This is a genomic window from Alphaproteobacteria bacterium (assembly GCA_005883305.1).
In the GTDB taxonomy this organism is placed as follows: Bacteria; Pseudomonadota; Alphaproteobacteria; order Sphingomonadales; family Sphingomonadaceae; genus Allosphingosinicella.
Window position 1 is genome coordinate 1,020,014 of the sequence record VBAC01000001.1, and the last position, 24,092, is coordinate 1,044,105.

Annotated in this window: 22 protein-coding genes and 2 tRNA genes; 7 read left to right on the top strand and 17 right to left on the bottom strand. The window is 67.6% G+C overall.

Translation table 11 applies throughout. The features are described from left to right. Nucleotides 1-41: 41 nt before the first annotated feature. The 6 genes from E6G92_05045 to E6G92_05070 all read right to left on the bottom strand — a co-directional run bounded on the left by E6G92_05045 (nucleotide 42) and on the right by E6G92_05070 (nucleotide 5,992). Nucleotides 42-118 (bottom strand) — tRNA-Pro (locus tag E6G92_05045). Between the two features lie 12 nt (nucleotides 119-130). Then, nucleotides 131-1,534, bottom strand: coding sequence for a hypothetical protein (locus E6G92_05050; GenBank protein TMJ19176.1), 1,404 nt, complete (start codon nucleotides 1,532-1,534; stop codon nucleotides 131-133). A 78-nt stretch (nucleotides 1,535-1,612) separates the two neighbouring features. Continuing rightward, nucleotides 1,613-1,687 (bottom strand) — tRNA-Met (locus tag E6G92_05055). Between the two features lie 38 nt (nucleotides 1,688-1,725). Beyond that, the gene (locus E6G92_05060) at nucleotides 1,726-3,366 is read right to left on the bottom strand and encodes a sensor histidine kinase (GenBank protein TMJ19177.1); all 1,641 of its coding nucleotides are present in this window, start codon (nucleotides 3,364-3,366) and stop codon (nucleotides 1,726-1,728) included. A gap of 83 nt (nucleotides 3,367-3,449) precedes the next feature. Next, complete coding sequence (locus tag E6G92_05065; GenBank protein TMJ19178.1) at nucleotides 3,450-4,694, bottom strand: hypothetical protein; 1,245 nt, start codon at nucleotides 4,692-4,694, stop codon at nucleotides 3,450-3,452. A 41-nt stretch (nucleotides 4,695-4,735) separates the two neighbouring features. After that, on the bottom strand, nucleotides 4,736-5,992 hold the full coding sequence (locus tag E6G92_05070; GenBank protein TMJ19179.1) for a hypothetical protein: 1,257 nt from the start codon (nucleotides 5,990-5,992) through the stop codon (nucleotides 4,736-4,738). Between the two features lie 283 nt (nucleotides 5,993-6,275). Between E6G92_05070 and gyrA the strand changes: the two genes are divergently transcribed. Together gyrA and E6G92_05080 are read left to right on the top strand one after the other, a co-directional pair. Next, nucleotides 6,276-9,038, top strand: coding sequence for a DNA gyrase subunit A (gene gyrA, locus E6G92_05075; GenBank protein ID TMJ19180.1), 2,763 nt, complete (start codon nucleotides 6,276-6,278; stop codon nucleotides 9,036-9,038). Next, on the top strand, nucleotides 9,035-9,349 hold the full coding sequence (locus E6G92_05080; GenBank protein TMJ19181.1) for a DUF952 domain-containing protein: 315 nt from the start codon (nucleotides 9,035-9,037) through the stop codon (nucleotides 9,347-9,349). Before gyrA ends, E6G92_05080 begins: the two co-directional genes overlap by 4 nt. Here E6G92_05080 and E6G92_05085 read toward each other — a convergent pair. Continuing rightward, nucleotides 9,340-9,711 (bottom strand): hypothetical protein, encoded by a 372-nt coding sequence (locus tag E6G92_05085; protein ID TMJ19182.1) that lies wholly within the window; start codon nucleotides 9,709-9,711, stop codon nucleotides 9,340-9,342. The two genes, E6G92_05080 and E6G92_05085, sit on opposite strands and share 10 nt — an antisense overlap. 65 nt (nucleotides 9,712-9,776) lie before the next feature. Continuing rightward, complete coding sequence (locus tag E6G92_05090; protein TMJ19183.1) at nucleotides 9,777-10,208, bottom strand: DUF488 domain-containing protein; 432 nt, start codon at nucleotides 10,206-10,208, stop codon at nucleotides 9,777-9,779. A gap of 40 nt (nucleotides 10,209-10,248) precedes the next feature. Here E6G92_05090 and E6G92_05095 point away from each other — a divergent pair, with 40 nt between their 5' ends. Then, entirely contained in the window at nucleotides 10,249-11,571 is a 1,323-nt protein-coding gene (locus E6G92_05095; GenBank protein ID TMJ19184.1) for a methylenetetrahydrofolate--tRNA-(uracil(54)-C(5))-methyltransferase (FADH(2)-oxidizing) TrmFO, read from the top strand. Here E6G92_05095 and E6G92_05100 read toward each other — a convergent pair. The 6 genes from E6G92_05100 to E6G92_05125 form a co-directional block, all read right to left on the bottom strand. Then, nucleotides 11,568-12,062 (bottom strand): EF-hand domain-containing protein, encoded by a 495-nt coding sequence (locus E6G92_05100; protein ID TMJ19185.1) that lies wholly within the window; start codon nucleotides 12,060-12,062, stop codon nucleotides 11,568-11,570. The genes E6G92_05095 and E6G92_05100 overlap by 4 nt on opposite strands. Before the next feature lie 71 nt (nucleotides 12,063-12,133). Then, nucleotides 12,134-12,784: a hypothetical protein gene (locus tag E6G92_05105; protein TMJ20715.1), complete on the bottom strand. Its 651-nt coding sequence runs from the start codon at nucleotides 12,782-12,784 to the stop codon at nucleotides 12,134-12,136. Next, nucleotides 12,781-14,184: a pyruvate dehydrogenase complex E1 component subunit beta gene (locus tag E6G92_05110; protein ID TMJ19186.1), complete on the bottom strand. Its 1,404-nt coding sequence runs from the start codon at nucleotides 14,182-14,184 to the stop codon at nucleotides 12,781-12,783. The genes E6G92_05105 and E6G92_05110 overlap by 4 nt, the downstream gene beginning before the upstream one ends. Next, the gene (pdhA, locus tag E6G92_05115) at nucleotides 14,184-15,254 is read right to left on the bottom strand and encodes a pyruvate dehydrogenase (acetyl-transferring) E1 component subunit alpha (GenBank protein ID TMJ19187.1); all 1,071 of its coding nucleotides are present in this window, start codon (nucleotides 15,252-15,254) and stop codon (nucleotides 14,184-14,186) included. Before pdhA ends, E6G92_05110 begins: the two co-directional genes overlap by 1 nt. 147 nt (nucleotides 15,255-15,401) lie before the next feature. Further along, nucleotides 15,402-15,728 (bottom strand): septum formation initiator family protein, encoded by a 327-nt coding sequence (locus E6G92_05120; GenBank protein ID TMJ20716.1) that lies wholly within the window; start codon nucleotides 15,726-15,728, stop codon nucleotides 15,402-15,404. A gap of 105 nt (nucleotides 15,729-15,833) precedes the next feature. Continuing rightward, nucleotides 15,834-17,120 (bottom strand): phosphopyruvate hydratase, encoded by a 1,287-nt coding sequence (locus tag E6G92_05125; protein TMJ19188.1) that lies wholly within the window; start codon nucleotides 17,118-17,120, stop codon nucleotides 15,834-15,836. A 116-nt stretch (nucleotides 17,121-17,236) separates the two neighbouring features. Between E6G92_05125 and E6G92_05130 the strand changes: the two genes are divergently transcribed. Genes E6G92_05130 through E6G92_05145 form a run of 4 tightly spaced genes read left to right on the top strand, consistent with a single transcriptional unit; the run spans nucleotide 17,237 to nucleotide 19,276 of the window. Beyond that, nucleotides 17,237-18,196 (top strand): hypothetical protein, encoded by a 960-nt coding sequence (locus tag E6G92_05130; protein ID TMJ19189.1) that lies wholly within the window; start codon nucleotides 17,237-17,239, stop codon nucleotides 18,194-18,196. Beyond that, entirely contained in the window at nucleotides 18,193-18,591 is a 399-nt protein-coding gene (locus E6G92_05135; protein ID TMJ19190.1) for a DUF3618 domain-containing protein, read from the top strand. Before E6G92_05130 ends, E6G92_05135 begins: the two co-directional genes overlap by 4 nt. Then, nucleotides 18,591-19,007 (top strand): hypothetical protein, encoded by a 417-nt coding sequence (locus E6G92_05140; protein ID TMJ19191.1) that lies wholly within the window; start codon nucleotides 18,591-18,593, stop codon nucleotides 19,005-19,007. The genes E6G92_05135 and E6G92_05140 overlap by 1 nt, the downstream gene beginning before the upstream one ends. A gap of 47 nt (nucleotides 19,008-19,054) precedes the next feature. Further along, nucleotides 19,055-19,276 (top strand): DUF4170 domain-containing protein, encoded by a 222-nt coding sequence (locus E6G92_05145; GenBank protein TMJ19192.1) that lies wholly within the window; start codon nucleotides 19,055-19,057, stop codon nucleotides 19,274-19,276. Nucleotides 19,277-19,308: 32 nt separating this feature from the next. Here the strand turns inward: E6G92_05145 and E6G92_05150 are convergent, their stop codons facing one another. The 3 genes from E6G92_05150 to carB all read right to left on the bottom strand — a co-directional run bounded on the left by E6G92_05150 (nucleotide 19,309) and on the right by carB (nucleotide 23,950). Next, nucleotides 19,309-19,932: a rhomboid family intramembrane serine protease gene (locus E6G92_05150; GenBank protein TMJ20717.1), complete on the bottom strand. Its 624-nt coding sequence runs from the start codon at nucleotides 19,930-19,932 to the stop codon at nucleotides 19,309-19,311. 119 nt (nucleotides 19,933-20,051) lie between these two features. After that, nucleotides 20,052-20,531: a transcription elongation factor GreA gene (gene greA, locus E6G92_05155; protein ID TMJ19193.1), complete on the bottom strand. Its 480-nt coding sequence runs from the start codon at nucleotides 20,529-20,531 to the stop codon at nucleotides 20,052-20,054. Nucleotides 20,532-20,614: 83 nt separating this feature from the next. Beyond that, nucleotides 20,615-23,950: a carbamoyl-phosphate synthase large subunit gene (gene carB / locus E6G92_05160; protein TMJ19194.1), complete on the bottom strand. Its 3,336-nt coding sequence runs from the start codon at nucleotides 23,948-23,950 to the stop codon at nucleotides 20,615-20,617. Nucleotides 23,951-24,092 lie beyond the last annotated feature (142 nt).

Genomic DNA, 24,092 nt, shown 5'->3' on the forward strand with positions numbered 1-24,092 from the left:
CGGACGCTTCTTGTAGGCCGCTTCATATTCGATAGAAAATTTGGTCGGGGAGACAGGATTCGAACCTGCGACCCTCTGCTCCCAAAGCAGATGCGCTACCAGGCTGCGCTACTCCCCGACGCGCGAGCGCTTAGGGCTTGGGCGCGGCCGGCGCAACCGGAGCATCCGGCAGGGGATGGATGTCCCAGCCGTCGGCCGCCCCCCGCCGGCTGCCATAGTCGATCAGGCAGTGCATGTAGCGCGGATAGAATTGGATCGGATGCATCGTCCGCTCGTCTTCGTCCTTCCATTCGCTGCAGCTGTATCGTCCGTCCGGATGCGTCGAATCGATCGGCAGCGTGGCGAGCTGCGGCGAATCCATCGCGAACAAATGGGCGTTGAGCGCCGGGCGATCGATCCGCGTGAACCACACCCGGTTGCCCATCTTCTGCTCGACGATGATCCGATCGGCGGAGAAGCGGTAGACCTGGTTTACGAGCACCTGCTCGGACCGCAGCGCGAGATTGAGCAGGCTCCAGCTGCTGCGCGGATCGGTGGCGAGGCCGGTCGGCGGATTCGCCACGCACAGCGTCTCCCGCGCCCGGCCGCACACCGGCGGCGTTTCGAGGTCGCCATTGGCGATCACGAAGAACTCGCTCGGCAGGCCGCTGGCCTTTTCCGCGCTCGTCGCTCCCTGGATGACGTCGTCCGCGAACATTCCGAAGCGCATGCCGCCGTCGACGAACATGCCGTTGTCGATGAACACCGGAACGGCGGCGAGCGGCGCGGAGGACGATGCGACGATCGCATCGACGTAACAGCCGCGCAGCCGCAGCTGATCGGGCGTCTCCGCGGCCTCCGGCGGCGCCAGCGCGGCGTAATCGGAGGCCATCTGCGTGAGGTCGAAGGCGCTCGCCTGGCCGCTGTCCATGTCGACGGCGCCGACATAGAGCTTGCGGTGGGCGGCGTTGGCCTCGGCGACGGCGCGCATCACCTCGGGGGAAATCTCGTTCAGGAGAACGCCGCGCAGCGGAGCAAGATCGGCCACGGCGCCGCGCCGCACCACCCTTACCAGCTCGAAAGGCGACATGCTGCCGTCGCGGCGGTTGCGGCCGATCGGAGTCAAAAGCTCGCTTTCGTTGCTGATCGCGTAGCGCGTGACGCCCCGCTCGGTGTTGCCGAGGAAAGCGAAGGTCGAAAGGATCGATCCGGTGCTGATTCCCGTGACCACGTCGAATTCGGGGAGCCTCTCGCCCGGGCTCGAGCGGCGCCAGCCGTCGAGGAACCCGGCTCCGAACGCGCCGTGAAGGCTGCCCCCGGAAAGCGCGAGCAGCCGGAACGGCTGGCCGCTGCGAGCCGCCGCCCGGGCGGTCAGCGCGGTCTGGATTTCGCTGGCCAGAGTGGCTCCTGCGGGCGCCGTCTCGGTCAGCGGCAAAGCGATGGGATAGGAGTGGAAACGGCAGAATTGGGCCTGGGCGACCTGCGGCGGGGGCGAAATCGCGCAGCCCGCCAAGACCAGGACAAGCAAAAGCGCGCCCAACGAGAATCTGAGCATGACCGTCCCCCCATCGACTCAAGTCAAGGACTGAAGGGCAAAGAATAGCGCAGATCGGGCGTGAAGAATAATCCGAAATGGTGGGCCCGGCAGGATTCGAACCTACAACCTAGCCGTTATGAGCGGCCGGCTCTACCATTGAGCTACAGGCCCCGCGCCCGAATGGCATGAGAGGGCGTTCCCCGCAAGGCTCAGAGCACGCCTTCACGCTCCCCGGGCTGACTGGGGATCGGGAGGTAGAGCGCGAAGCGCGACTCGTCGACGACCAGCGCGCCGCCGACCGCCTCGGCGAGATTGCGGATCAGCCTCAGCGCGAAGCCGAGCCCCAGCGCCGGAGCCGCGGGCCAATCGCCGTCGGGGCTGTAGCCGGGATCGAGCAGCTCGCCCTCGTTCACCCCGGCGATCGCCTCCGGCCGGCCGACAGTGAGGCAGAGCATCGTGCCCTCGCCTCGAGCCCGCAGCCCAAGGCTCGTGCTGATCGTTTCGCCCGGCCGGGCCAGGCCGATCGCTCCGCCGAGCAGGCGCGAGACCATCCGCTCGCCGACCCCCGGCGCGACCAGGACCGGCGGCAGCTCGCCGACGATCTCGGCGGCGAGATGCGCGCCGCGCTCCTCGGCCAGGCGGCCATACGCCTCGTTCATCCGGGCAAAGAGCGAGGCGGCGTCGATCCGGCTGTCCTCGACCTCGAAGCGCCGCGTTTCCAGCCGGGCGGCGGTATCGAGATCCTCGACCGCGCCGAGCAGGCTGCGGGCCTGGCCGGCGATCTCCGCCGCATTGTCCCTGTAGGGCGCCGCGGCGGGGCCGAGATACTGGCCCTCGATCATCTCGGCGAAGCCGATGATCGCGTTGAGCGGCGTTCGCAGCTCGTGGATCAGCTGGCGCAGCGATTCGGCCGGGAGCTCGGTCCCGAACACGCCCACGGGCTTGGTGAGGTTATTGGCGACCTCGTCGATCCGCGGCCGCCGCGCCGTGCCGCGATAGCCGAGAAAGTTGCCGCGCTGGGGATCGAAATAGGGAACTCCGGAGATTCGCCAGTCGCCCCCCGCCGGCCCCGCCCCCGCGACGTTGAAGCGGGCGTCGCGAAAGGGCGCGCGCTTCTCGAACGCGCCTGCGGCCTGGCCGTCGACTCCGTAATGGCCGCGCCCGGCGATCGAGGCGATGCTCTGTCCGACCAGCGCCCCGCGCGGCGCGCCCTCGACCCAAAGGATGACTCCGTCCGACCCCGTTTCCCAGCGAAAGCCGTCGAGGTGGGCCTCGACCGGATGGGGACCCTCGCCCGGCGGCTGCCGGCGCTGCTTGCGGAAGGCCTCGATCCGAGCGACCAGATCGCGGATCTGCGAGTCGCTTTCGTCCGTCGCTTCGGGCGCGGACACCGGCGCTCCGTCCGGGATGCTGTCGCCGCGCTCGAGCACGAGATCGCCCGGGCCGAACGCGCTCAACGCGTGCTTCACTTCCGGGTCGAGATCGTCGCGGTGGCGAAGCAGGGCCCGCGCGGCGGGGCCAAGCCTTGGCAGCACTTCGAACCAGGAATCGCGGTCGAGCCGCGCCCGGGCGATCAGCGGCGCGGCGATCGATGCCTGGTCCTCAGCGAAGAAAGCGAGCAAATCGGGCGCGACTTCCCGGCCGGCGAGCGCTCTGGCCGCCTGCCGCCGGGCCGCCGGATCGATAGCGGCGCGGGTGTCGCGAAGGACTCGAAAGGCTTCGTCACGCTCGGTCGAATCGGCGCCGGGCTGGGCGAGCAGGTCGACGAGTTGGCGCCAGCGCGCGGACGTCCTGTCCGCGCGGTCGGCGGGCATGGACAATACGGTCGCGATGCGGTCGTCGAAGCGCATGGATCAGGCCTACTCGCGCGCGCCCGGGCGCAAAAGCGCCTAATTCGCCGCGTCGCAAAGTGGGACGCCGCCAGGGGCCTTCCCTACCCCCGACGCGAGAGCCAGAGCATCCACAATTGAGCGAGCTCCGCGCGCGGGCCGGTGACGGCACGGAACGCCGCCTCGGCCTCCGCGCGCTGGCCGCCAAGCGCGAGCGCCTCGCCGAGCCGCATGTTGGCGAGATTCGCATCCGCCGCGCCCTTTTGCAGGGCCGCCCGGTAAAGCTCGGCCGCCTCGGCATATTGGCCGTAGCTGAAGAAGGCGTCGCCGGTGCGAAGGGCCGCTGTGGCGTTGCTTCCGGCCAGCGCCGCCGTGCGCTCGCCGGCCAGCGTCGGGCGATCGCTGGCGATTCTCTGGGTAGCGGTGGCGAGCCGCTCGCGCGCCCAGCCGGCATTGGTCGCGATCGCGTTTCGGGCGAGGCCTTCGTCGAGCACTGCCTTGACCTCGCCGAACATGGCGCCCTCCATCGCGGCATTGGCATATTCGACATAGTCGCGCTCGGCCGACATCGCTCCGACCGCCCGCATCAGGCGGTAGATGTCGAGCTTGGCGCCCGGGCCGCCATTGCCCATCTCGCCATAGATGACGAGCGCGTCGTGCCAGTTGCTCGGAGTCGGGAAAGCGGTGACGAGGTCGCGAACGTAGGTGATGGCCTGCGGTCCCATCCGGCCGCGATAGGCCGCCGTCAGAAGCCGCTTGCGAAGGTCTTCTGTAATCGGCCTGCCCGCCTGCTGCTCGGCCTGGGCGATCTGCTGATAGATCTGCAGCGCGCCAGCCCAGTCCTGCTGGCCCATACGGGCCTGCGCCATCCGCATCCGGGCATTCGGATCGTTGGGATTGAGCGCGGCGAGCTGCGCCAGCGCACGATCGGCCTTGGCCTGGTCGCCGGCAGCGGCGGCGAGCCGCGCCTGGTTTTCCAGCAGTCCCGGCATTTCCGCCGGAAGCGCTCCGCCCGAAGCGATCAGGTCGTCGATCGCGCGCGCCTGCAATTGCGTGTCGTTGGTGTTGAGGCCGATTCGGAGCCTCACCTGGGCGACGATATATTTGGCATCCGCGCCGCTGACGGCGGCGTCGGCGGCGGGAAGCGCCGCAGCGGCGGCGGCCCAGTCGTTGTTGCCGACCGCCTGGAGGACCGGCTGAAGCGCGGTCCGCTCGCCGCGGCTAAGATTGTACTGCCGTTCGGGCTGGGCGGGCGCTTGTGGAGCGGCCGGAGCCGCGGGGGGCTGGGCGAAGGCCGCGGACGCGCTCGTCGCGAGCAGGGCGGCCAGAACGGCCTTCGAAATCCTCATCGAACAGTCTCCTGTAGTGCGAAAACGCCTTGAATCCGTTGTCACGCGGCCGGGCGACGGGCGAGCCAGGCCAGCCAGAAACCGGCGAGCTCCGCGCGCGGCCCCGTCACGGCGTGCAGCGCCGCTTCGGCCTCGGGCCTCCGACCGGCGAGCGCGAGCGACGCGCCGAGCCGGCTGTTCACGAGATTTGGGTCCTCGCCGCCTTTCTGCAAGGCCAGGCCGTAAAGTTCGGCGGCCTCGGCATATTGGCCGGCGGCGAAATGCGCGTCCGCGGCGGCCCGCGCCTGGGCGCCGGTGCCTGCGGTCGCCTGCGCCCGAAGGCGGGGCAGCGCCGCGCGCGCTGCGACGGCCTGGCGGTTGGCCGCGGCGATCGCCTGCGCCACCGCGGGCTTGGTCGAATCGAGCATCTGGCGCGATACGCCCTCGTCGAGGAAGATCTTCGCTTCGCCGGGCGAGGTCGTCGTCAGCACCTGTGCAGCCTCGAGATAGTCGCGCTCCCCGGCGAGCGCGCCTGACGCGCGCATCAGCCGGCCGATATCCAGCCGAAGCTCGGCGTCGCCGGCGGCGGCAACGTCCCGATAGACGAGCAAGGCGTCGCGCCAATTGACCTGGCTCGGATAGGCCGCGACCAGCGAGCGCGCGAGGGCGATCGCCTGCGGGCCGAGCTGGGCGAGACCGAGCGGCGGCCGCGTGGCATCGTAAGCGACCGCGACCGCACGCCGGTGCAGGCTCTCCGGAGAGGCTCGGCCGGCGGCGCGATTGGCCTCGATCGCGCGGCTGAACAGCTGCACGGCGAGCTCGCGGTCGGCCGCGGCCGTCTGCCGGCGATTCACCCGCGACTTGAACTGGGCATAGTCGGTCAGGGCCTCGACGTTGTTCGGAGCGGCCTCGACTGCGCGAGCGAGCAGGCGCTCGGTCCGCGCCATGTCACCCGCGCCATAGGCCCGGGACGCCTGGTTGGCGAGGAGTGAGGCCATTTCATCGGGTGGGGCGAGACCGCTCTCGACCAAGGCGTCGACCGCCTGGTTGTACAGCTGCGCATCGCTTCGGGAGCGCGCGATATCGAGCTGGTAGCGGGCGACGGCATAGCGCCCCTCGGCGCTGCGCGACGCGGCACGGGCGGCGGCGAGCGCCGCGTCCTGGGCCGGCCGATTGGGCTGCGCGGCGGCCGCCGCCAAGACGTTGATCGCATTTTCTTCGTCGCGGCTGACGTTGATCGTGCGCGGCGCCTGCCCGACCTGCGCGCTCGCCCCGCCTGCCACCAGCACTGCCGCAAGGACGGCCCTCGAAAGCTTCATGCAACGCGCCTCCACCAGCGAATCCGTCCGCCGAGGGACGGGAGGGCCGTGGCTTTAGCGCCATGACCCCATGGTTGCTAGGTCTCGTCCACTGAACGCCTCTTGAACCGCGCCGAAGGGGCTGGTCATCGCGGCGATCCGCTTTATCTAGGGAAGGCTCCTCGCGTGTGCGCGCGTGCACGCGCGCGGGGTGGCCCTGGCGGCGCGTATCGGCTAGGGTGCTCCCCGCATCGCCGGCGCGACCCTCGCGCCCTCCTCAATTACGCATTTTCAGGAACATCCATTGGCCAGCGAAACGCCGACCATCGACCCCAGCGACATCTCCCCGATCTCCATCGTTGATGAGATGAAGACCTCCTACCTCGATTACGCGATGAGCGTGATCGTCGCCCGCGCCTTGCCTGACGTTCGCGACGGGCTGAAGCCGGTCCACCGCCGAATCCTCTACGCCTGCCAGGAGGGCGGCTTCGTCCCCGGCCGGCCCTATCGCAAGTCCGCCAAGATCGTCGGCGACGTGATGGGCAACTACCATCCGCACGGCGACAGCGCGATCTACGACGCGCTCGCCCGAATGACGCAGGATTGGTCGATGCGCGTGCCGCTGATCGACGGCCAGGGCAATTTCGGATCGATGGATCCAGATCCGCCGGCGTCGATGCGCTACACCGAGGCGCGGCTCGCCAAGGTGGCGATGACCCTGCTCGACGATCTCGACAAGGATACGGTCGATTTCCAGCCCAATTACGACGCCTCGCGCTCCGAGCCGCAGGTGCTTCCGGCGCGCTTCCCGAACCTGCTGGTCAACGGCGCCGGTGGAATCGCGGTCGGCATGGCGACCAACATCCCGCCGCACAATCTCGGCGAGGTCATCGCCGCCTGCAAAGCCTATATGGACAATCCGGCGATCACGATCGACGAGCTGATCGAGATCATCCCCGGCCCCGATTTCCCGACCGCTCCGATCATCCTGGGCCAGGCGGGCGCCCGCAGCGCCTATCACACCGGCCGCGGCTCGATCCTTCAACGCGCGCGCTACAAGATCGAGGAAGGCCGGGGCGACCGCCGCTCGATCGTGCTGACCTCGATCCCCTATCAGGTCGGCAAGAATGGCCTGGTCGAGAAGATCGCCGAGGCCGCCAAAGACAAGCGAGTCGAGGGCATTTCCGACATTCGCGACGAATCGAACCGCGAGGGCGTTCGAGTGGTCATCGACCTCAAGCGCGACGCCACTCCGGACGTCGTCCTCAACCAGCTTTGGCGGCACACGCCGGCCCAGTCGTCCTTCCCGGCCAACATGCTCGCCATTCGCGGGGGCCGGCCGGAGACGCTGACGCTTCGCGACTTCATCGAGGCCTTCATCCGCTTTCGCGAGGAGGTGATCACCCGCCGCGCCAAGTTCGAACTCGCCAAGGCCCGCGACCGCGCGCACCTGTTGCTCGGCCTGGTCATCGCCGTCACCAATCTGGACGAGGTGGTGCGGATCATCCGCGGCTCCGCCTCGCCGGCCGAGGCCCGCGCGGCGCTGCTCGCGCGCGCCTGGCCGATCGCCGAGATCTCCGCCTACATCCGGCTCGTCGAGGCGGTCGAGACCGAGATTTCGGGCGACACCTACAACCTGTCCGAGGCGCAGGTCCGCGCCATCCTAGACCTGCGCCTGCACCGGCTCACCGCGCTTGGCCGCGACGAGATCGGCGGGGAGCTGCGGGAGCTGGCGACCTCGATCGGCGAACTGCTCGAAATCCTCGGCGACCGGGTGAAGCTTTTCGCGGTGATGCGCGACGAATTCGACGAGATCGAAACCGCCTACGCGACGCCGCGAGTCACCGAGATCGCGCCGGCTTGGGACGGGATTGAGGACGAGGATCTGATCGAGCGCGAGGACATGGTCGTGACCGTGACCCTCGGCGGTTACATCAAGCGCACGCCGCTGCAGACCTTCCGCACGCAGGCCCGCGGCGGCAAGGGCCGCGCCGGAATGGCGACCAAGGAGGAGGATGCGGTCACCGAATTGTTCGTGACCTCGACCCACACGCCGGTCCTGTTCTTCTCGACCCACGGCAAGGTCTACCGCCTGAAGGTATGGCGCCTGCCCGAGGGCGCACCGCAGGCACGCGGCCGTCCGATGATCAACCTGCTGCCGCTCGCCGAAGGCGAGACCATCTCGACCGTATTGCCGCTTCCGGAAGACGAGGCGGAATGGGGCAAGCTCCACGTGATGTTCGCGACCGCACGCGGCTCTGTGCGGCGCAACTCGATGGACGCCTTCGCCAACATCCGCACCTCGGGCAAGATCGCGATGAAGTTCGAGGAAGGCTCGGAGGATCGGCTGATCGGCGTCTCCTTGCTCACCGAGGAAGACGACGTCCTGCTCGCAACGCGCAACGGCCGCGCGATCCGCTTCGCCGCGACCGACGTGCGCGAGTTCCAGAGCCGCGATTCGACCGGCGTCCGCGGCGCCCGCCTGCTCGGCGGCGACGAGGTGATCTCGCTGTCCGTGCTGCGCGGCTTCGCGGCGACGACCGAGGAGCGCGACGAGTATCTGCGGCACGCACCCTGGCGCGAACGGCGCGCTGACCTACCGCCGCCACCGCCTCGCGAGATGTCGGACGAACGCTTTGCCGAGTTCGAAGCGGCCGAGGAGTTCATCCTCACGGTCTGCGCGAACGGCTACGGAAAACGCAGCAGCGCCTATGAATATCGCCGAACCAACCGCGGCGGCCAGGGCATCACCAATATCGACAATCTCGCCCGCAACGGACCCGTCGTGGCCTCCTTTCCGGCGCACAATGGCGAGCAGCTGATGCTGGTCACCGATCAGGCCAAGCTGATCCGGATGAGCGTCGGCGACACCCGGGTCATCGGCCGCAACAGCGCGGGCGTGCGCCTGTTTAACGTCGCCGAGAACGAGCATGTCGTGTCCGCCGCCCGGATCGAGGAAAGCGAGGAGGAAGCCGAAGCCGATCTCAGCGACGGCGCTGTGGAGATCGCCCCTGAGCCTGGCGCTATTGTCGGCGAGAATCTGGCCGACGGCAGCGAAGAAGCGTGACCGCGCCTCCCGCGACCGCATGGAAGATTTTGACCGTCGACGAGTGGGCAAGCTTCCAGGCTTCCGGGCGGTTCGAAGGCTCCCCGGCCGATCGCGCCGACGGATTTATTCATCTGTCGGCGGAGGATCAGATCGAAGGCACGATCGCCAGGCATTTCACGGGACGGACGGACCTCGTCTTTGCCGAAATCGACCTCACCGTTCTGGGTGAAGCCGTCAAATGGGAGGTCTCGCGCGGCGGCGCCCTGTTCCCGCATCATTACGGTGCGCTGCCGCTGGAGGCCGTCCGCGCCGCCCGCGCTCAATCGTAGACGAACAGGATGAAGTGACCGCAGGTGCCGAGGCCGATAGTGCGGCCTTCCACCGTCATCACCTGAGCGTTCGCCGGAATCTCGTGCACGCGACCGCGGACCGTCACGTCATTGCCGCCGCTGGCCTGGAGCTCGTGCATCATCTGCGCCGGAAGCGAGACGCTGACGCAGCGCCCGCCGGCGAGATCGAGCTTGCCCATCCACGCCTGCCCCGCCTGGACCGGAACCATGTGCCCGCGAAGGGTGCACATGCGCACTGCCGAGCATTGCTCGTAGGTCATCGGCTCGTGAACGGTCTCGCACGAAGCCAGCGGCGGTATCGCCATGGGCAGCGCGAGGAGCAGCAGCGATTTCGATCTCATGCAACCGATCATGCCGGTAGAAGCGCTCGGCTGAACTCGGGAATCACCCCGATTTGCGGCGGAATTCAGCAGTAAAGATCGACCGCCTCCCAATCCGGGATCACCGTTTCACGAAGCGGCGTGCGGTGGCAGTGCGCCGGGTCGCGCTCGAAGCAGAGCAAGGCGGAGGGCTTTTCCTCGGCGAGCGCGACCATCTGCGCAGCCTGCGCGCCGGCTTCGGGCGTTTCGAGCTGAGCGGCATAAATCCGCTCCATCTCCGCCATCCGCCCCTTGCGCGCCGCCTCGCGGCCGGCGGGCGGGGTGCCGAGCGCCTTAAGGTGGACATAGTCGATCCCCGCTTCCCTCAGGCCCGCGGCGAGGACGTTCTTGGAGAAGCCGGGCTTGCGCGACAGCGGCACCGCGCGGACGTCTATCAAACGCTCGACGCCTGCTGCCTTGAGCGCGGCGATCAGCTCCGGCTGAGTCGCGCCCTCATAGCCAATGGTGAAAATGCGCATGGCCTTCCTCCCGAACCGATCCGCGCCTATCTGACCCGCCATGTCCAGCCAAGTCCACATCATCGGCGGCGGCCTCGCCGGGTCGGAAGCCGCCTGGCAGCTCGCCGAGGCCGGGATCGCCGTCCGCCTTACCGAGATGCGCGGATCGGGCGAGATGACTGCCGCGCATCAGACCGACGCGCTCGCCGAGCTGGTCTGCTCGAACAGCTTCCGCTCGGACGATGCCGAGAACAATGCCGTCGGCCTGCTCCATGCGGAAATGCGCGCGCTGGGCTCGCTGATCATGTCGGCGGCCGACGCGCACAAGGTCCCGGCGGGCTCCGCGCTGGCGGTCGATCGCGACGGCTTCTCCGCCGAGGTGACCGCCCGGCTCAACGCCCATCCCAATATCAAGATCGTCCGCGAACGGGTCGACGCCCTCCCCGACTCCGGCGCGACCATTGTAGCCACCGGGCCGCTGACCGCCGCTCGACTCGCCGAATCGATCGGCGTGGCGACCGGCGCGGAAGCGCTCGCATTCTTCGACGCGATCGCGCCGATCGTTCACCGCGACACGATAGACATGGACATCTGCTGGATGGCCAGCCGCTGGGACAAGGGCGAGACCAAGGACTACATCAACTGCCCGATGACCAGGGAGCAGTATCTCGCCTTCCATCGGGGGCTGCTCGACGGCGAGAAGACCGAGTTCAAGCAGTGGGAGAAGGACACCCCCTATTTCGAGGGCTGCATGCCGATCGAGGTGATGGCGGCGCGCGGCGAGGATACCTTGCGCTTCGGACCGATGAAGCCGGTCGGACTCGACGACCCCAGGACGGGGCGCTGGCCCTATGCCGTGGTCCAGCTTCGCCAGGACAATAAGCTCGGCACCTTGTGGAACATGGTCGGCTTCCAGACGAAGCTCAAGCATGCCGAGCAGGTGCGGCTGTTCCGCACCATTCCAGGGCTGGAGAATGCCGAATTCGCCCGGCTCGGCGGGCTGCACCGCAACACATTCATCAATTCCCCTCAGCTGCTGGATTCCACCTTGCGGCTGAAGCAGGCGCCGCACATTCGCTTCGCCGGCCAGATCACCGGCTGCGAAGGCTATGTCGAATCCGCCGCGGTCGGCCTGATGGCGGGGCGCTTCGCCGCCGCCGAGCTGGAGGGCAAGGCGCTCGCCCCTCCCCCGCCGACCACAGCGCTCGGCGCGCTGCTCGGCCACATTACCGGCGGCGCCGACGCGGCGAGCTACCAGCCGATGAACGTCAATTTCGGCCTGATGCCCCCACTCGAAGGGCCGAAGACGAAAAAGGCCGACCGCAAGAAGCTCTATACCAGCCGCGCGGCGGACGACCTCGAGACTTGGCGGGCCGCGCTCTAATTCTCGTCGCCGTCGCCCGCCCGGGCCGCGGGCGCCCCCTGCTGCGCGCAATTGCACCTGGCTTGCCGCGCTGGCGTGCGTCGGCGTGGCGCGGTGGTCGCGAACTCGGCGCGGGTCAGCGCGCGGTCGTGATCCGAATCCGCGCCGGCGAACTTCTGAAGCGTTCGCGCAGCCCATTCCTCGAAGGAGAGGCGCCCGTCATGATCCGAGTCCAGCCGCTGGAAGGCGCGTTGGCGCGGGTAGGTCAGCTCGGCCAGAGTGATTCGGCCATCATTGTCCCTGTCGGCGCGGTCGAAGCGCCTCTGCTCGCGCGTTCGCTCGTCGGCAGATGGCGGCGCGGGCGGCCTGCTTGGATCCGAGGGGGCGGCGGCCGCCTGTTCCGGCGCCTCGGCGATGGTCATCGCCTCGCCCTGAGCCATTCCCTTCCAGATGAAGAACCCCGCGACACCCAACAGCAATAAAGAACCGGCCCCGGCCGCCTTTCGCAGCATCCCGTCCTCCCTCGTTCCAACAGCTTCGAGCAACGGGAAACAAAAAGTCGAGACGAGTCAAGACGCCGCCGTCATCCGATCAAGCGATGGAGCATGAGCCGCAGCATTCGGGCCGGAGATCCCTGCCTTTCCCAAGAATAGGGGCCGCGATCGATGTCCCGCCTGGCAAGCAAAGCAAGGAGAGCGAGCGGCACCGGCTTGCGCGTGGCTCGATCGTCGATCCGCCGAGCCAGATCGATCGCCGCGCGCGATTCCACCGGATTGCTGCTGCGGCGGGCAAGATCGACCAGGGCCCAGCGCGCGCCGGCTTCGGCCAGCCCACTCTCATCCGAATCCAACACGCGCGCCGAGAGACGGAACAGCCGCTCGCCCCGAGCGCGTGCGTAAGCCCGAAGGGCCGCCTCGTCCAACGGGCCGTCGGTCAGCAACTCCGCCCACCCCTCCTCCATCGCCGCCAGATCCCCGCCGCTCACGCCGCGCGTCAAGACCTGCGCGGCGAGCGCCCGGAGCACGGGCTCGGGAGGCGGCGAATCCGAATCGAGGCGATCGAGCGCCTCGCGCCACCAGGCGAGGCGGATGCGGCTCACCATGGAATCGCGGCCGGCGGCGAGGACGGCGCCCAGGGTGGCGTCAAGACGCCAGAGGGCCTCAAGCGCGGGCCGGGCGGAGGACGCCGCATAGGCAAGGATGAGCTGGCGATCGGCGTCGAGCGCGACGGTCAGCGGTAGAGCACCTTCTTCGCCGCGGCGACGACGTCGCCGACCTTGATCAGCGCGAGCTTCTCGAGGTTCGCGGCATAAGGCAGCGGCACGTCCTCGTCGGTGACGCGCAACACCGGCGCGTCGAGATCGTCGAAGCCGTCCTCCATCGCGATCGCCATCAGCTCGGCGGAGACCGAGCAGGTCGGCCAGCCCTCCTCGACGCACACCATGCGGTTCGTCTTCTTGAGGCTGGCGAGAACGGTCGCGCGATCGAGCGGCCGAAGCGTTCGTAGATCGATCACCTCGGCCTCGATCCCCTCGGCGGCGAGTCGCTCGGCGGCCTCGAGGCTGACGCCGACGCCGATCGAGTAGCTGACGAGCGTAACGTCCTTGCCCTCGCGAACGACCTTCGCCTTGCCGATCGGAAGGACGTAATCGTCGATTCTTGGAACCTCGAAGCTTTGCCCATAAAGCAATTCATTTTCGAGGAATACGACCGGGTCTTCAGACCGAATGGCAGCCTTCAGCAGGCCCTTCGCGTCGGCCGCGCTATAGGGCGCGATGACCACCAGCCCGGGCACCGCGGCGTACCAGGGCCCGTAATTCTGGCTGTGCTGGGCGCCGACCCGCGCCGCGGCGCCGTTCGGCCCGCGAAAGACGATCGGACAGCGCATCTGCCCGCCCGACATATAATTGGTCTTCGCGGCGGAATTGATAATATGATCAATAGCCTGCATCGCGAAGTTGAAGGTCATGAACTCGACGATGGGGCGCAGGCCGCCCATCGCGGCGCCGGTGCCGACGCCGGCAAAACCATATTCGGTGATCGGCGTGTCGATCACGCGCTTCGCGCCGAACTCGTCGAGCAACCCCTGGGTGACCTTGTAGGCGCCCTGATATTCGGCGACCTCCTCGCCGATCACGAAGACCCGCTCGTCGGCGCGCATTTCCTCGGCCATCGCGTCGCGAAGCGCCTCGCGGACCGTCGTCTTGACCAGCTCGGTGCCCGCAGGAACGTCCGGGTCGTCGTGCGTGTGGGCGACGGCGGTGACGAGATCGCGCGCGGCGGTCTCCATCTGGTGCGGCGTGACGTCCGAATGAACCTCGGTCTTCTGATCGCTCGGCTGCTCGATCTTCTTTTCCGGCTCGGCGGCGGGCGCCGGTGCGGACACCGCCTCGCCTTCCTCGCCCATGATCGCGATAACCTCGCCGACCTTTACCCCGTCGCTGCCTTCGGGCACCACGATCTTGGCGATCCGCCCCTCGTCGACCGCCTCGAATTCCATCGTCGCCTTGTCGGTCTCGATCTCGGCGAGAATGTCGCCGGCGGAGACAGTGTCGCCTTCCTTGACCAGCCACTTGGCGAGCGTGCCCTCCTCCATGGTGGGTGAGAGCGCCGGCATCTTGAGCTCGATCGCCATCAGTAGCTCCCCACCAGCACGTCGGTGTGGAGCTCGGCGGCCTCGGGCTCTGGCGCCTGCTCTGCGAAGTCGGCGGCCTCGACGACGATCTTCTTGATCTCGTTGTCGATCGCCTTGAGGTCCTCCTCTTTCGCCCCGGCCTTCTCCAGCTCGCGCTTCACAGCCTCGATCGGATCGGACTTGTCGCGCACCGCCTGCACCTCCTCGCGGGAACGATATTTGGCCGGGTCGGACATCGAATGGCCGCGATAGCGGTAGGTCTTGAGCTCGAGCAGGATCGGTCCCTTGCCGCCCCGCACCCACTCCAGCGCGGTCTCGGCCGCGCCGCGCACGGCGAGCACGTCCATCCCGTCGACCTGAAGGCCGTTGATCCGGAAGCTCTCGCCCCGCTTGTAGAGCTGGTCTTCGGCCGAGGAACGGTTGACCGAGGTGCCCATCGCATATTGGTTGTTCTCGATCACGAAGATGATCGGAAGCTTCCACAGCTCGGCCATGTTGAAGCTTTCGTAGACCTGGCCCTGGTTGGCCGCGCCGTCGCCGAAATAAGCGAGGCACACGCCGCCGTCGCCCGAATATTTGTGGCCGAAGGCGAGGCCGGTGCCGAGGCTCACCTGCGCGCCGACGATGCCGTGCCCGCCGTAGAATTTGTGATCGGTCGAGAACATGTGCATCGAGCCGCCCTTGCCGCGCGAGATGCCCGCGGCGCGGCCGGTCAGCTCGGCCATGATGATCTTGGGATCGATGCCGTAAGCGAGCATGTGGCCATGGTCGCGATAGCCGGTGATGACGCTGTCCTTGCCCGGCTCGAGCGCGGATTGAAGCCCGACCGCGACCGCCTCCTGGCCGATATAAAGGTGGCAGAAGCCGCCGATCAGGCCGAGGCCGTAGAGCTGGCCGGCACGCTCCTCGAAGCGGCGGATCAGCAGCATCTGCTTGTAATAATCGAGCAGCTCTTGCCTGGAGGCCTGGTAGCGCCTGGGCTCAGGCGGACGCTCTCGGTTGGGGGTCTGAGGCGGCGCCGGAGCGTCTGCTTTCTTCACGGCGCCCTTCGGCGCGGCTGCCCTGGCCATTCCCGGCCTTCTCCTCTTGTCGCTTGGCTCGCGGCTCTATGACGGCAAACGCGGGAGGGCGCAACGGGTGCCGCGGGGAGACCGGTGCGCCGTCAAGCATACCCTCTCGGGTGGCGAGGGCTGGAACCAGCTTGGCAGTCGCGAAGGTTAAGGGCGGCGAGCCGTGGCCGGCTGTGCGGAAGGCGCCGGATCCATCGGAATGATCACCTCGTCGGGCCTCACATAGCCCAGCTGGCTGCGCACCAGTTCGTCGGCGAGGTCGGGATCGGCATGGGCCGGATCGAGCAGCGCCGAGCGGTGCGCAAGCCGCGCCTTTTCGGCCTCGAGCTGCGCAAGCCGCGCGCCTCGCTCGGCCCGGGCATGGCGATAATCGCCCCAGGCCAGCACGCCATTTTCGCCGACCACGGCTGCGCCCAGGAAGTAGGCGATGACCAGCATTCCGGCCGCGGGCCAAGCCGCCCGCCGGATAAGAATCAAAGGATTGCGCCCCACCGTCATCGAGCGGTCACAGAATCAGCAAAGGCGAAAGGAATCAAGCCCTTTGCGGAGATACCCACAAAAATACGGCAGATCGTGGGATTAGCGAGTCGGGCTGCGGAAAGCCCTTCGGCCCGGATAAATCGCCACCGGCCCCAATTCCTCCTCGATCCGAAGCAGCTGGTTGTACTTGGCGAGCCTGTCGGACCGGGCGAGACTGCCGGTCTTGATCTGCCCGCAATTGGTGGCGACGGCGAGGTCGGCGATGGTCGTGTCCTCGGTCTCGCCCGAGCGATGCGACATCACCGCGGTGTAGCCCGCGCGCTGAGCGGCGGAAACCGCCTCCAGCGTTTCGGTCAGCGTTCCGATCTGGTTGACCTTGATCAGGATCGAATTGGCAAGGCCCTGCTCGATGCCCATCGCCAGCCGCTTCGGGTTGGTCACGAACAAATCGTCGCCGACGAGCTGGATGCGGTGGCCGATCCGGTCGGTCAGCGCCTTCCAGCCGGCGAGGTCGTCCTCGCTCATGCCGTCCTCGATCGACACGATCGGATAGGCCTCGGCGAGCTCGGCAAGGTACGCGGCCATTTCATCGGGCGAGAGGCTCCGCCCCTCCCCGTCCATCCGGTAAGCGCCGTCCTTGAAGAACTCGGTCGCCGCGCAGTCGAGCGCGATCATGACGTCGTCGCCGGCTTTGTATCCCGCCTTGTCGATCGACGTCATGATGAAGTCGAGTGCGTCGCGAGCCGAGGCGAGGTTGGGTGCGAAGCCGCCTTCGTCGCCGACAGCGGTCGACAGGCCCGCGTCGTGCAGGCCCTTCTTCAGCGTGTGGAAGATCTCCGAGCCGCAGCGCAGCGCTTCGGCGAAATCCGGCGCGCCGACCGGCACGACCATGAATTCCTGGAAGTCGATCGGATTGTCGGCGTGGGCGCCGCCATTGAGGATGTTCATCATCGGCACCGGCAGGGTCATCGCCGAGACTCCGCCGACATAGCGGTAGAGCGGCAGGCCGCGCGCCTCCGCCGCCGCCTTGGCCGCGGCGAGGCTGACGCCGAGGATCGCATTGGCGCCGAGGCGCGACTTGTTCTTAGTGCCGTCGAGCTCGATCATCGCGGCGTCGATCTCGGCCTGGTCCTCCGCTTCGAGCCCGGAGACGACGGCGGCGATCTCGCCGTTCACCGCCTCGATCGCCTGGCCGACGCCCTTGCCGAGCCAGCGGCTCTTGTCCCCGTCCCTCTTCTCGACCGCCTCATGTGCGCCCGTCGACGCGCCCGAAGGCACGGCGGCGCGGCCCAGGCTTCCGTCTTCGAGCAGCACCTCGACCTCGACCGTGGGATTGCCGCGGCTGTCGAGGATCTGGCGGCCGTGGACGTGGATGATCGCGGTCATTTTGTTGCGGCCTCGTTATGGTCTATGGGGGCTGAGGGTCGCATATCGGCCCGCCGCCAGACGCGCAACTTTCCCGGCCGGGGCCCGGAACGGATCGCGCGAGACGGGTGTTCTGGATGGGCACGTTTCACCCATCCGCAGCAGTGGAGATTAGCCATGCCCCCTCGTCAACCCGCACTACCCGAAGGCACCGATCACGTCGTCCAGGGCGCCTCGGGATCAAGCAAAGCCGGCGCCGGCAATGGCGGCGGCTCGGGCAATGGCGGCTTCGTCGCCACCGCCGACGACGCGAAGGGCACCGACCGCCTCGTCAATCAGGTGCGCGATCACGTGACCAGCCTTCGCGGCACCGCGACGGACCGCCTGCGCGGCTTCGCCGACGGCGGCAAGGGCCGCGCCGCAGGCCTGCTCGACGAATTCAGCGAAGTGATCAAGGATGCCGCACGCTCGGTCGACGAGCGGCTCGGCGAGGATTACGGCCGCTACGCTCACCGGGCCGCCGACGCGGTCGCCGGATTCTCGGGCCGAGTCCGCGACAAGAGCGTCGACGATCTGCTCGACGACACGCGCGATTTCGTGCGCAAAAGCCCGGCGGTGGCGATCGGCATCGCCGCGGTCGCCGGCTTCGCCCTGATGCGGGTGATCAAGACCGGCCTCGACGACGCACGCGGCGGACGCGGCGGCAAGGGCTGAGCTTGGACGGGCCGGCCGGCGATCCCCGCGACGAATCGATCAGCGACCTGTTCGGGCGTCTGATCGACGACGGCAAGGCCTATGCGCGGGCCGAGATCGACCTTTGCCGGGAAATCGCGGTCCACCGCGCCGGCCGCGCGCGCAGCGGCATGGTGCTGCTGGGCGCGGGCGCCGCCCTGTTGCTCGCCGCGCTCATCGCGCTGACGCTCGGCGCGGTGCTCGGCCTCGCCGCGCTCACCGGCCCGCTCCTCGCGGGGCTGATCCTCGCGGCGGCGCTGGCTCTGGTCGCCTTCCTGCTGATCCGCTCCGGCGCGGCGGGCCTCAAGGCGCTGAGCGGCAGCGAGGAGGAAGCGGCTGCCCGCAAGCGCGGAGAGACGTCATGAGCGCCGAGCGCGTCGAGCAGGCGAGCCGCAAGGTCAGGGAAGCGCGCGCGCGTCTCGACAGCACGATCGGCGCGCTCCAGCACCGGATGAAGCCGGCCAACCTCGCCGGCGAAGCCTGGGACGGGGTCAAGGGCAAGAGCGCCGACCTCGCCGAAGGCGCGCTCGACGCGACGAAGAAGCATCCCGCGGCTGTCGCGGCCGTGCTCGGCGCGCTCGGCCTGTTCCTCGCCCGCGAGCCGATCAGGCGGGGTATCGGCAAGCTCGTTTCGGGCGACGAAGGCGAGGAAGAAGGCGAGGAATTGATCACCACCCGGATCGAAACCGCGAGTGACAGGTTCAACGTCCTGGAGCCGGTATCCGGCAAGAAAGTAAAGTTGAGAGAAGGAGTAGGTTGATGCCCCCTCGGTCGGACAAGCCCGAATCCCCCCAGGCGGGCCGGCCCCGCAACCGGGCCGCCGGTGCGCTCGATGCGGCGCGCGAGCGGACCGCCACCGCTTATGAGACGGCGCGCACCCGCGCGGCCGACGCCACTCGCCAGGCCGGCGAGCAACTCGCCGTCTATCCGGTGGCCGCCGTCGTCGGCGGGTTCGCCGTCGGCGCCCTGCTCGCCACGCTCCTGCCGCGCAGCGAGCGCGAGGAGCAACTGCTCGGCACGACCGGGCGCCGCCTGACCGGCGCGGCGCGCGACGCCGTGCAGAAGGGCCTCGACGCGGGCCGCGACCAGATCGACGAAATCCGCGCCCGCGCGGCGCAGAAGGTCGGCGAGGCCGTGACCGAGGCGGTCACCGAAGCGGTCACCGGCAAGTCCTGAGCGCTTGGGTTGCGCGTGATCCCGCCCTCCCCTAGGCGGTCGGCGTCATGAGCAAATTGCACTTCGTGTTCGGCGGCCGCGTCAAGGATCCGCGCGGCCTCGATTTCGACCTGTCGACGGTCGAGATGGTCGGCCTCTACCCCGATTATGCCAGCGCGCTCGACGCCTGGCGCGGCAAGGCCCAGCGGACGGTGGACGACGCCGAGATGAAATATGTCGTCGTCCACCTCCACCGGCTGCTCGAGCCGGATGAGGCGCCGAAGTCTTGAAGCGCTTCCCCTTGAGGGGGAGGGCCATAGGCTCAAGCCTTGCGGTAGCGAAACAGCAGCAGGGGATTGGCGAGGATCAGTCCGACCAGAAAGCCGCCGACATGCGCGGCGACGGCAAGGCTCATCGCGCTGCCGCCGATCATGCCGCCCTGAAGGATGATGCCGAGCATCAGGCTGAGGCCGATCCACGCCGCGAGCAGCCACAGGGCGTTGAGCAGGAGCGCCAGGCGCGGGCTGGCGACCTTCACCTTGTTGCGGCCGAACAGCATCGCATAGGCTCCGAGCACCGAGGAGATCGCGCCGCTCGCCCCAACCATTGGGACGAGTGCCGAAGGATCGGCGAAATATTGCGCCGTCGCGGCTCCATAGGCGCCGAGCAGGTAGATGATCGCAAAGTTGATGCGGCCGAGCACCGCCTCGACCGGCCGGCCGCAAAAGACCAGCATCACCATGTTGAAGAGGATATGTATCAGGTTCGCGTGGACCAGGGTCGCAGTCAGCGGCGTGATCCAGAATGGCGCCAGACCGACGTCCCGACCGATGAAGGCAAGGCGTCTCGGGATGAACCCGCCCCACACGGCCGCCTCGGCATTGAGCTGCAGCACCGCCACCGCAAGCCAGGCAAGGCTCGTCACCGCGACGACGGCGAGCGTCACGCGGGCCTTCGACCAGCTGTCAGGCGGGCGCATTCGTCCGTTCCTCAGAAGCAGCGTGCGGAAAAGTGGGAACCGGTTTTCCGCGCCAGCGATGCGACATAAAAACCTGGTCGGGCGGCTCAGATGAACTCGATCTTCTTGATCTCGTAATATTTGTCGCCGGAAGGCGCGGAGAATTCGACCTCCTCGCCCTTCGAACGGCCGATCAGCGCGCGGCCGAGCGGCGAGGCGTAGCTGATACGACCGGATTTGGCGTCCGCCTCGGTCTCGCCGACGATCTGGTATTTGATCTTGTTCTCGTTCTCGTCGAGCAGGTGCACGGTGGCTCCGAAGACCACCTTGTCCCCCGACAAGCTCGTCGGGTCGATCACCATCGCCCGGCTGATCCGGTCCTCGAGATCGGCGATCGTCGCTTCGACCTGGCCCTGGCGCTCCTTGGCGGCGTGATATTCGGCATTCTCCGAAAGGTCGCCATGGCCGCGCGCTTCCTCGATCGCGTCGATGATCGACGGACGCTCGACCGTTTTCAGGTGACGCAGATCGGTCTGGAGCTTTTCGTAGCCCTCCGCCAGCATCGGCAGCTTGTCGACCGTCGCCATTCACTCACGCCTTTCGTTCCAAAAACTGTTTGCAGCGACGCTGCTTCACGCAGCGCCTGATCTCGGCTTCGATTGTCGCGGGATCATGCTCTGGAGGCGGAATAATAGTCCTGGAGCGCGCGTACTTCAAGGCCATGGTCCTTGAGCACCCCGATCGAGCGGGCGACTGCAGCACTCGACGCCGCGGTCGTGAAATAGGGAATCTTCTGCTGAACGGCCGAAGCGCGGATCGAGGCGGAATCCTTGTGGCTCTGCCAGCCTTCGGTGGTGTTGAAGATGATGTGGACGCCGCCATCCTTGATCCGGTCGACGATATGCGGCCGCCCCTGCGCCACCTTGTTGACCCGCTCGACCGCCAGCCCCTCGTCCTGCAGATAGTCCGCGGTGCCCCCGGTTGCGATCACGCCGAAGCCAAGGCCGATCAGCGCTCGCACCGCGGGCACCACGATCGGCTTGTCGCCGTCCTTGACGGAGACGAAGAGGCAGCCGGAAACCGGAAGATCGAGGCCCGCGCCCTGCTGCGATTTGAGGAATGCTGTGGGGAAATCGCGCGCTATTCCCATCACTTCCCCGGTCGATTTCATCTCCGGTGAGAGAACCGGGTCTGTCCCGGGAAAGCGGGCGAAGGGAAACACCGCTTCCTTGACCGCGATATGGGCGACGTTCCTGTCGATCGGCGGAAGATCGGCAAGCTTTTCGCCCGCCATCACCCGCGCCGCGATCTTGGCGATCGGCGTCCCGATCGCCTTGGCGACGAAGGGGACGGTGCGGCTGGCGCGCGGATTGACCTCGATCAGATAGACGACGTCGTCCTTCACAGCGAACTGCACGTTCATCAGCCCGACGACGCCCAGCGCCCGGGCCAGCGCATCGGCCTGCCGCTCGATCTCGCCGACGATCTCGTCGGAAAGGCTGTAGGGCGGCAGCGAGCAGGCGCTGTCGCCCGAATGGACTCCCGCCTCCTCGATATGCTGCATGACTCCGGCGATGACCACGTCGGTGCCGTCGCAGATCGCGTCGACGTCGACCTCGATCGCGTCGCGCAGATATTGGTCGATCAGCACCGGGCTGTCGCCCGACACCTGCACCGCGGTGTGGATGTAGTCCTCGAGCTGGACCGCGGAATCGACGATCTCCATCGCCCGCCCGCCGAGCACGTAGGAGGGCCGGGTCAGCACCGGATAACCGATCCGCTCCGCGACCTTCAGCGCCTCGTCGCGGCTCCTGGCGATGCCGTTCTTGGGCTGCTTGAGACCGAGCCGGTCGACCAGCTTGGCGAAGCGTTCGCGGTCCTCGGCGAGGTCGATCGCGTCCGGCGAGGTGCCGAGGATAGGGATGCCGGCATCGTGCAGCGCCTGGGCCAGCTTCAGCGGAGTCTGCCCGCCGAGCTGGACGATGACGCCATGAAGCGTTCCCCGGCTCTGCTCGACATGGAGGATTTCGAGCACGTCCTCGACCGTCAGCGGCTCGAAATAGAGACGGTCGGAGGTGTCGTAATCGGTGCTCACCGTCTCAGGGTTGCAGTTGATCATGACCGTCTCGAAGCCCGCTTCCTTCAGCGCATAAGCGGCGTGGACGCAGCAATAGTCGAACTCGATCCCCTGCCCGATCCTGTTCGGCCCGCCGCCGAGGATGACGATTTTCTTGCGGTCCGAAGGCTGGCTCTCGTCCTCGGGCTCGCCGAAGCTCGACGCCTCATAGGTCGAGTACATGTAGGGTGTCTTCGCCTCGAACTCGGCGGCGCAGGTGTCGATCCGCTTGAATACGGGACGGACTCCAAGCTTATGGCGAAAGCGCCGCACCTCGTCCTCGGTCGTCGCGCCGATCATCGCCTTCACCGCGTCGTGAATCAGCCCGTGGCCGCGCGCCCTGGTCTTGACCGCGCCGCCGGCGACGTTGGCCGATTTGAGGTTGAGCTCGGCGAGCCGGCGGTCGGAGAAGCCGAGCGCTTTCAGCCGGCGAATGCCGTCGGCGTCGCGCGGAAGGCCGTCGCGGCAGATCAGGTTTTCCTCCTCGACGAGCGCCGCGATCCGCTCCAGGAACCAGCGGTCGTATCTGGTGACCGCGTGCACCTCCTCGACCGTCAGGCCCTCGCGCAGGGCCTGGGCGGCGACGAGCAACCGGTCGGGGCTCGGCAGGGCCAGAGCGGCGAGGATATCGTCCCTGGAGGCGCCGTAGAATTCGCGCACGCCGTCGAGGCCGATCAGCCCCGTCTCCAGCCCCCGCAGGGCCTTTTGCAGGCTTTCCTCGAAGCAGCGGCCGATCGCCATCACCTCGCCGACCGACTTCATCGACGTCGAAAGCAAGGCTTCGGAGCCCTTGAACTTCTCGAAGGCGAAGCGCGGGATCTTGGTCACGACATAGTCGATCGTCGGCTCGAACGAGGCGGGCGTCACTCCGGTGATGTCGTTCTGGATCTCGTCGAGCGTGTAGCCGACCGCGAGCTTCGCCGCGACCTTGGCGATCGGGAAGCCGGTCGCCTTGGACGCGAGCGCCGAACTGCGGCTGACTCGCGGGTTCATCTCGATCACCGCCAGTCGTCCGTCCTTGGGATCGACTGCGAACTGGACGTTGGAACCGCCTGTTTCCACGCCGATTTCGCGCAACACGGCAATGCTCGCGTTGCGCATGATCTGATATTCCTTGTCGGTCAGCGTCAGCGCCGGGGCGACGGTGATCGAATCGCCCGTATGGATGCCCATCGGGTCGACATTCTCGATGGAGCAGATGATGATCGCATTGTCCGCGCGATCGCGGACCACCTCCATCTCATATTCCTTCCACCCCAGCACCGATTCCTCGATCAGCACCTCGGTGGTCGGCGAGGCCTCCAGGCCGCCGGCGACAATCTCGGCGAACTCCTCCCGGTTATAGGCGATGCCCCCGCCGGTGCCGCCGAGAGTGAAGCTCGGCCGGATAATCGCCGGCAGGCCGATCGTATCGAGCGCCGCCATGGCGTCATCGACGCTGTGGGCGATCGCCGAGCGCGGGCTTTCGAGCCCGATCCGGTCCATCGCCTCGCGGAACTTGAGCCGGTCCTCAGCCATCTCGATCGCCTCGGCGTCGGCGCCGATCAGCTTCACCCCATATTTGTCGAGCGTGCCGTCCTTGTAGAGCGCCAGCGCGGTGTTGAGCGCCGTCTGCCCGCCCATCGTCGGAAGCACCGCGTCGGGCCGCTCCTTGGCGATGATCGCCGCGACATATTCCGGCGTCACCGGCTCGACATAGGTCGCGTCCGCGAGCTCCGGATCGGTCATGATTGTGGCCGGATTGGAATTGACGACGATGACCCGATAGCCCTCCTCCTTGAGGGCTTTCACGGCCTGGCTGCCCGAATAATCGAACTCCGCCGCCTGGCCGATGACGATCGGCCCGGCGCCGATGACGAGTATGGAGGAGATGTCAGTTCGACGTGGCATTGCTAGTCACCGGAGCCTCGTTTCCAACGAAGCCCATGCCGGCGCCTCGCCACTCGCCACTTTGTCTTAGTTTGTCGAGCATGCAGTCGACGGCTTCATATCGAGCATTTGCCGGAGGCTGAACGCGCAGCCTTCCGGAAAC

Coding starts and splice junctions, on each gene's coding strand:
- carB (TMJ19194.1), bottom strand. CDS start 23,950: ATGCCACGTCGAACTGACATCTCCTCCATACTCGTCATCGGCGCCGGG.
- E6G92_05135 (TMJ19190.1), top strand. CDS start 18,193: ATGAGCGCCGAGCGCGTCGAGCAGGCGAGCCGCAAGGTCAGGGAAGCG.
- E6G92_05095 (TMJ19184.1), top strand. CDS start 10,249: ATGTCCAGCCAAGTCCACATCATCGGCGGCGGCCTCGCCGGGTCGGAA.
- pdhA (TMJ19187.1), bottom strand. CDS start 15,254: ATGGCCAGGGCAGCCGCGCCGAAGGGCGCCGTGAAGAAAGCAGACGCT.
- E6G92_05070 (TMJ19179.1), bottom strand. CDS start 5,992: ATGAAGCTTTCGAGGGCCGTCCTTGCGGCAGTGCTGGTGGCAGGCGGG.
- E6G92_05050 (TMJ19176.1), bottom strand. CDS start 1,534: ATGCTCAGATTCTCGTTGGGCGCGCTTTTGCTTGTCCTGGTCTTGGCG.
- E6G92_05140 (TMJ19191.1), top strand. CDS start 18,591: ATGCCCCCTCGGTCGGACAAGCCCGAATCCCCCCAGGCGGGCCGGCCC.
- E6G92_05130 (TMJ19189.1), top strand. CDS start 17,237: ATGGGCACGTTTCACCCATCCGCAGCAGTGGAGATTAGCCATGCCCCC.
- E6G92_05065 (TMJ19178.1), bottom strand. CDS start 4,694: ATGAGGATTTCGAAGGCCGTTCTGGCCGCCCTGCTCGCGACGAGCGCG.
- greA (TMJ19193.1), bottom strand. CDS start 20,531: ATGGCGACGGTCGACAAGCTGCCGATGCTGGCGGAGGGCTACGAAAAG.
- E6G92_05100 (TMJ19185.1), bottom strand. CDS start 12,062: ATGCTGCGAAAGGCGGCCGGGGCCGGTTCTTTATTGCTGTTGGGTGTC.
- E6G92_05060 (TMJ19177.1), bottom strand. CDS start 3,366: ATGCGCTTCGACGACCGCATCGCGACCGTATTGTCCATGCCCGCCGAC.
- E6G92_05145 (TMJ19192.1), top strand. CDS start 19,055: ATGAGCAAATTGCACTTCGTGTTCGGCGGCCGCGTCAAGGATCCGCGC.
- E6G92_05085 (TMJ19182.1), bottom strand. CDS start 9,711: ATGAGATCGAAATCGCTGCTGCTCCTCGCGCTGCCCATGGCGATACCG.
- E6G92_05125 (TMJ19188.1), bottom strand. CDS start 17,120: ATGACCGCGATCATCCACGTCCACGGCCGCCAGATCCTCGACAGCCGC.
- E6G92_05110 (TMJ19186.1), bottom strand. CDS start 14,184: ATGGCGATCGAGCTCAAGATGCCGGCGCTCTCACCCACCATGGAGGAG.
- E6G92_05090 (TMJ19183.1), bottom strand. CDS start 10,208: ATGCGCATTTTCACCATTGGCTATGAGGGCGCGACTCAGCCGGAGCTG.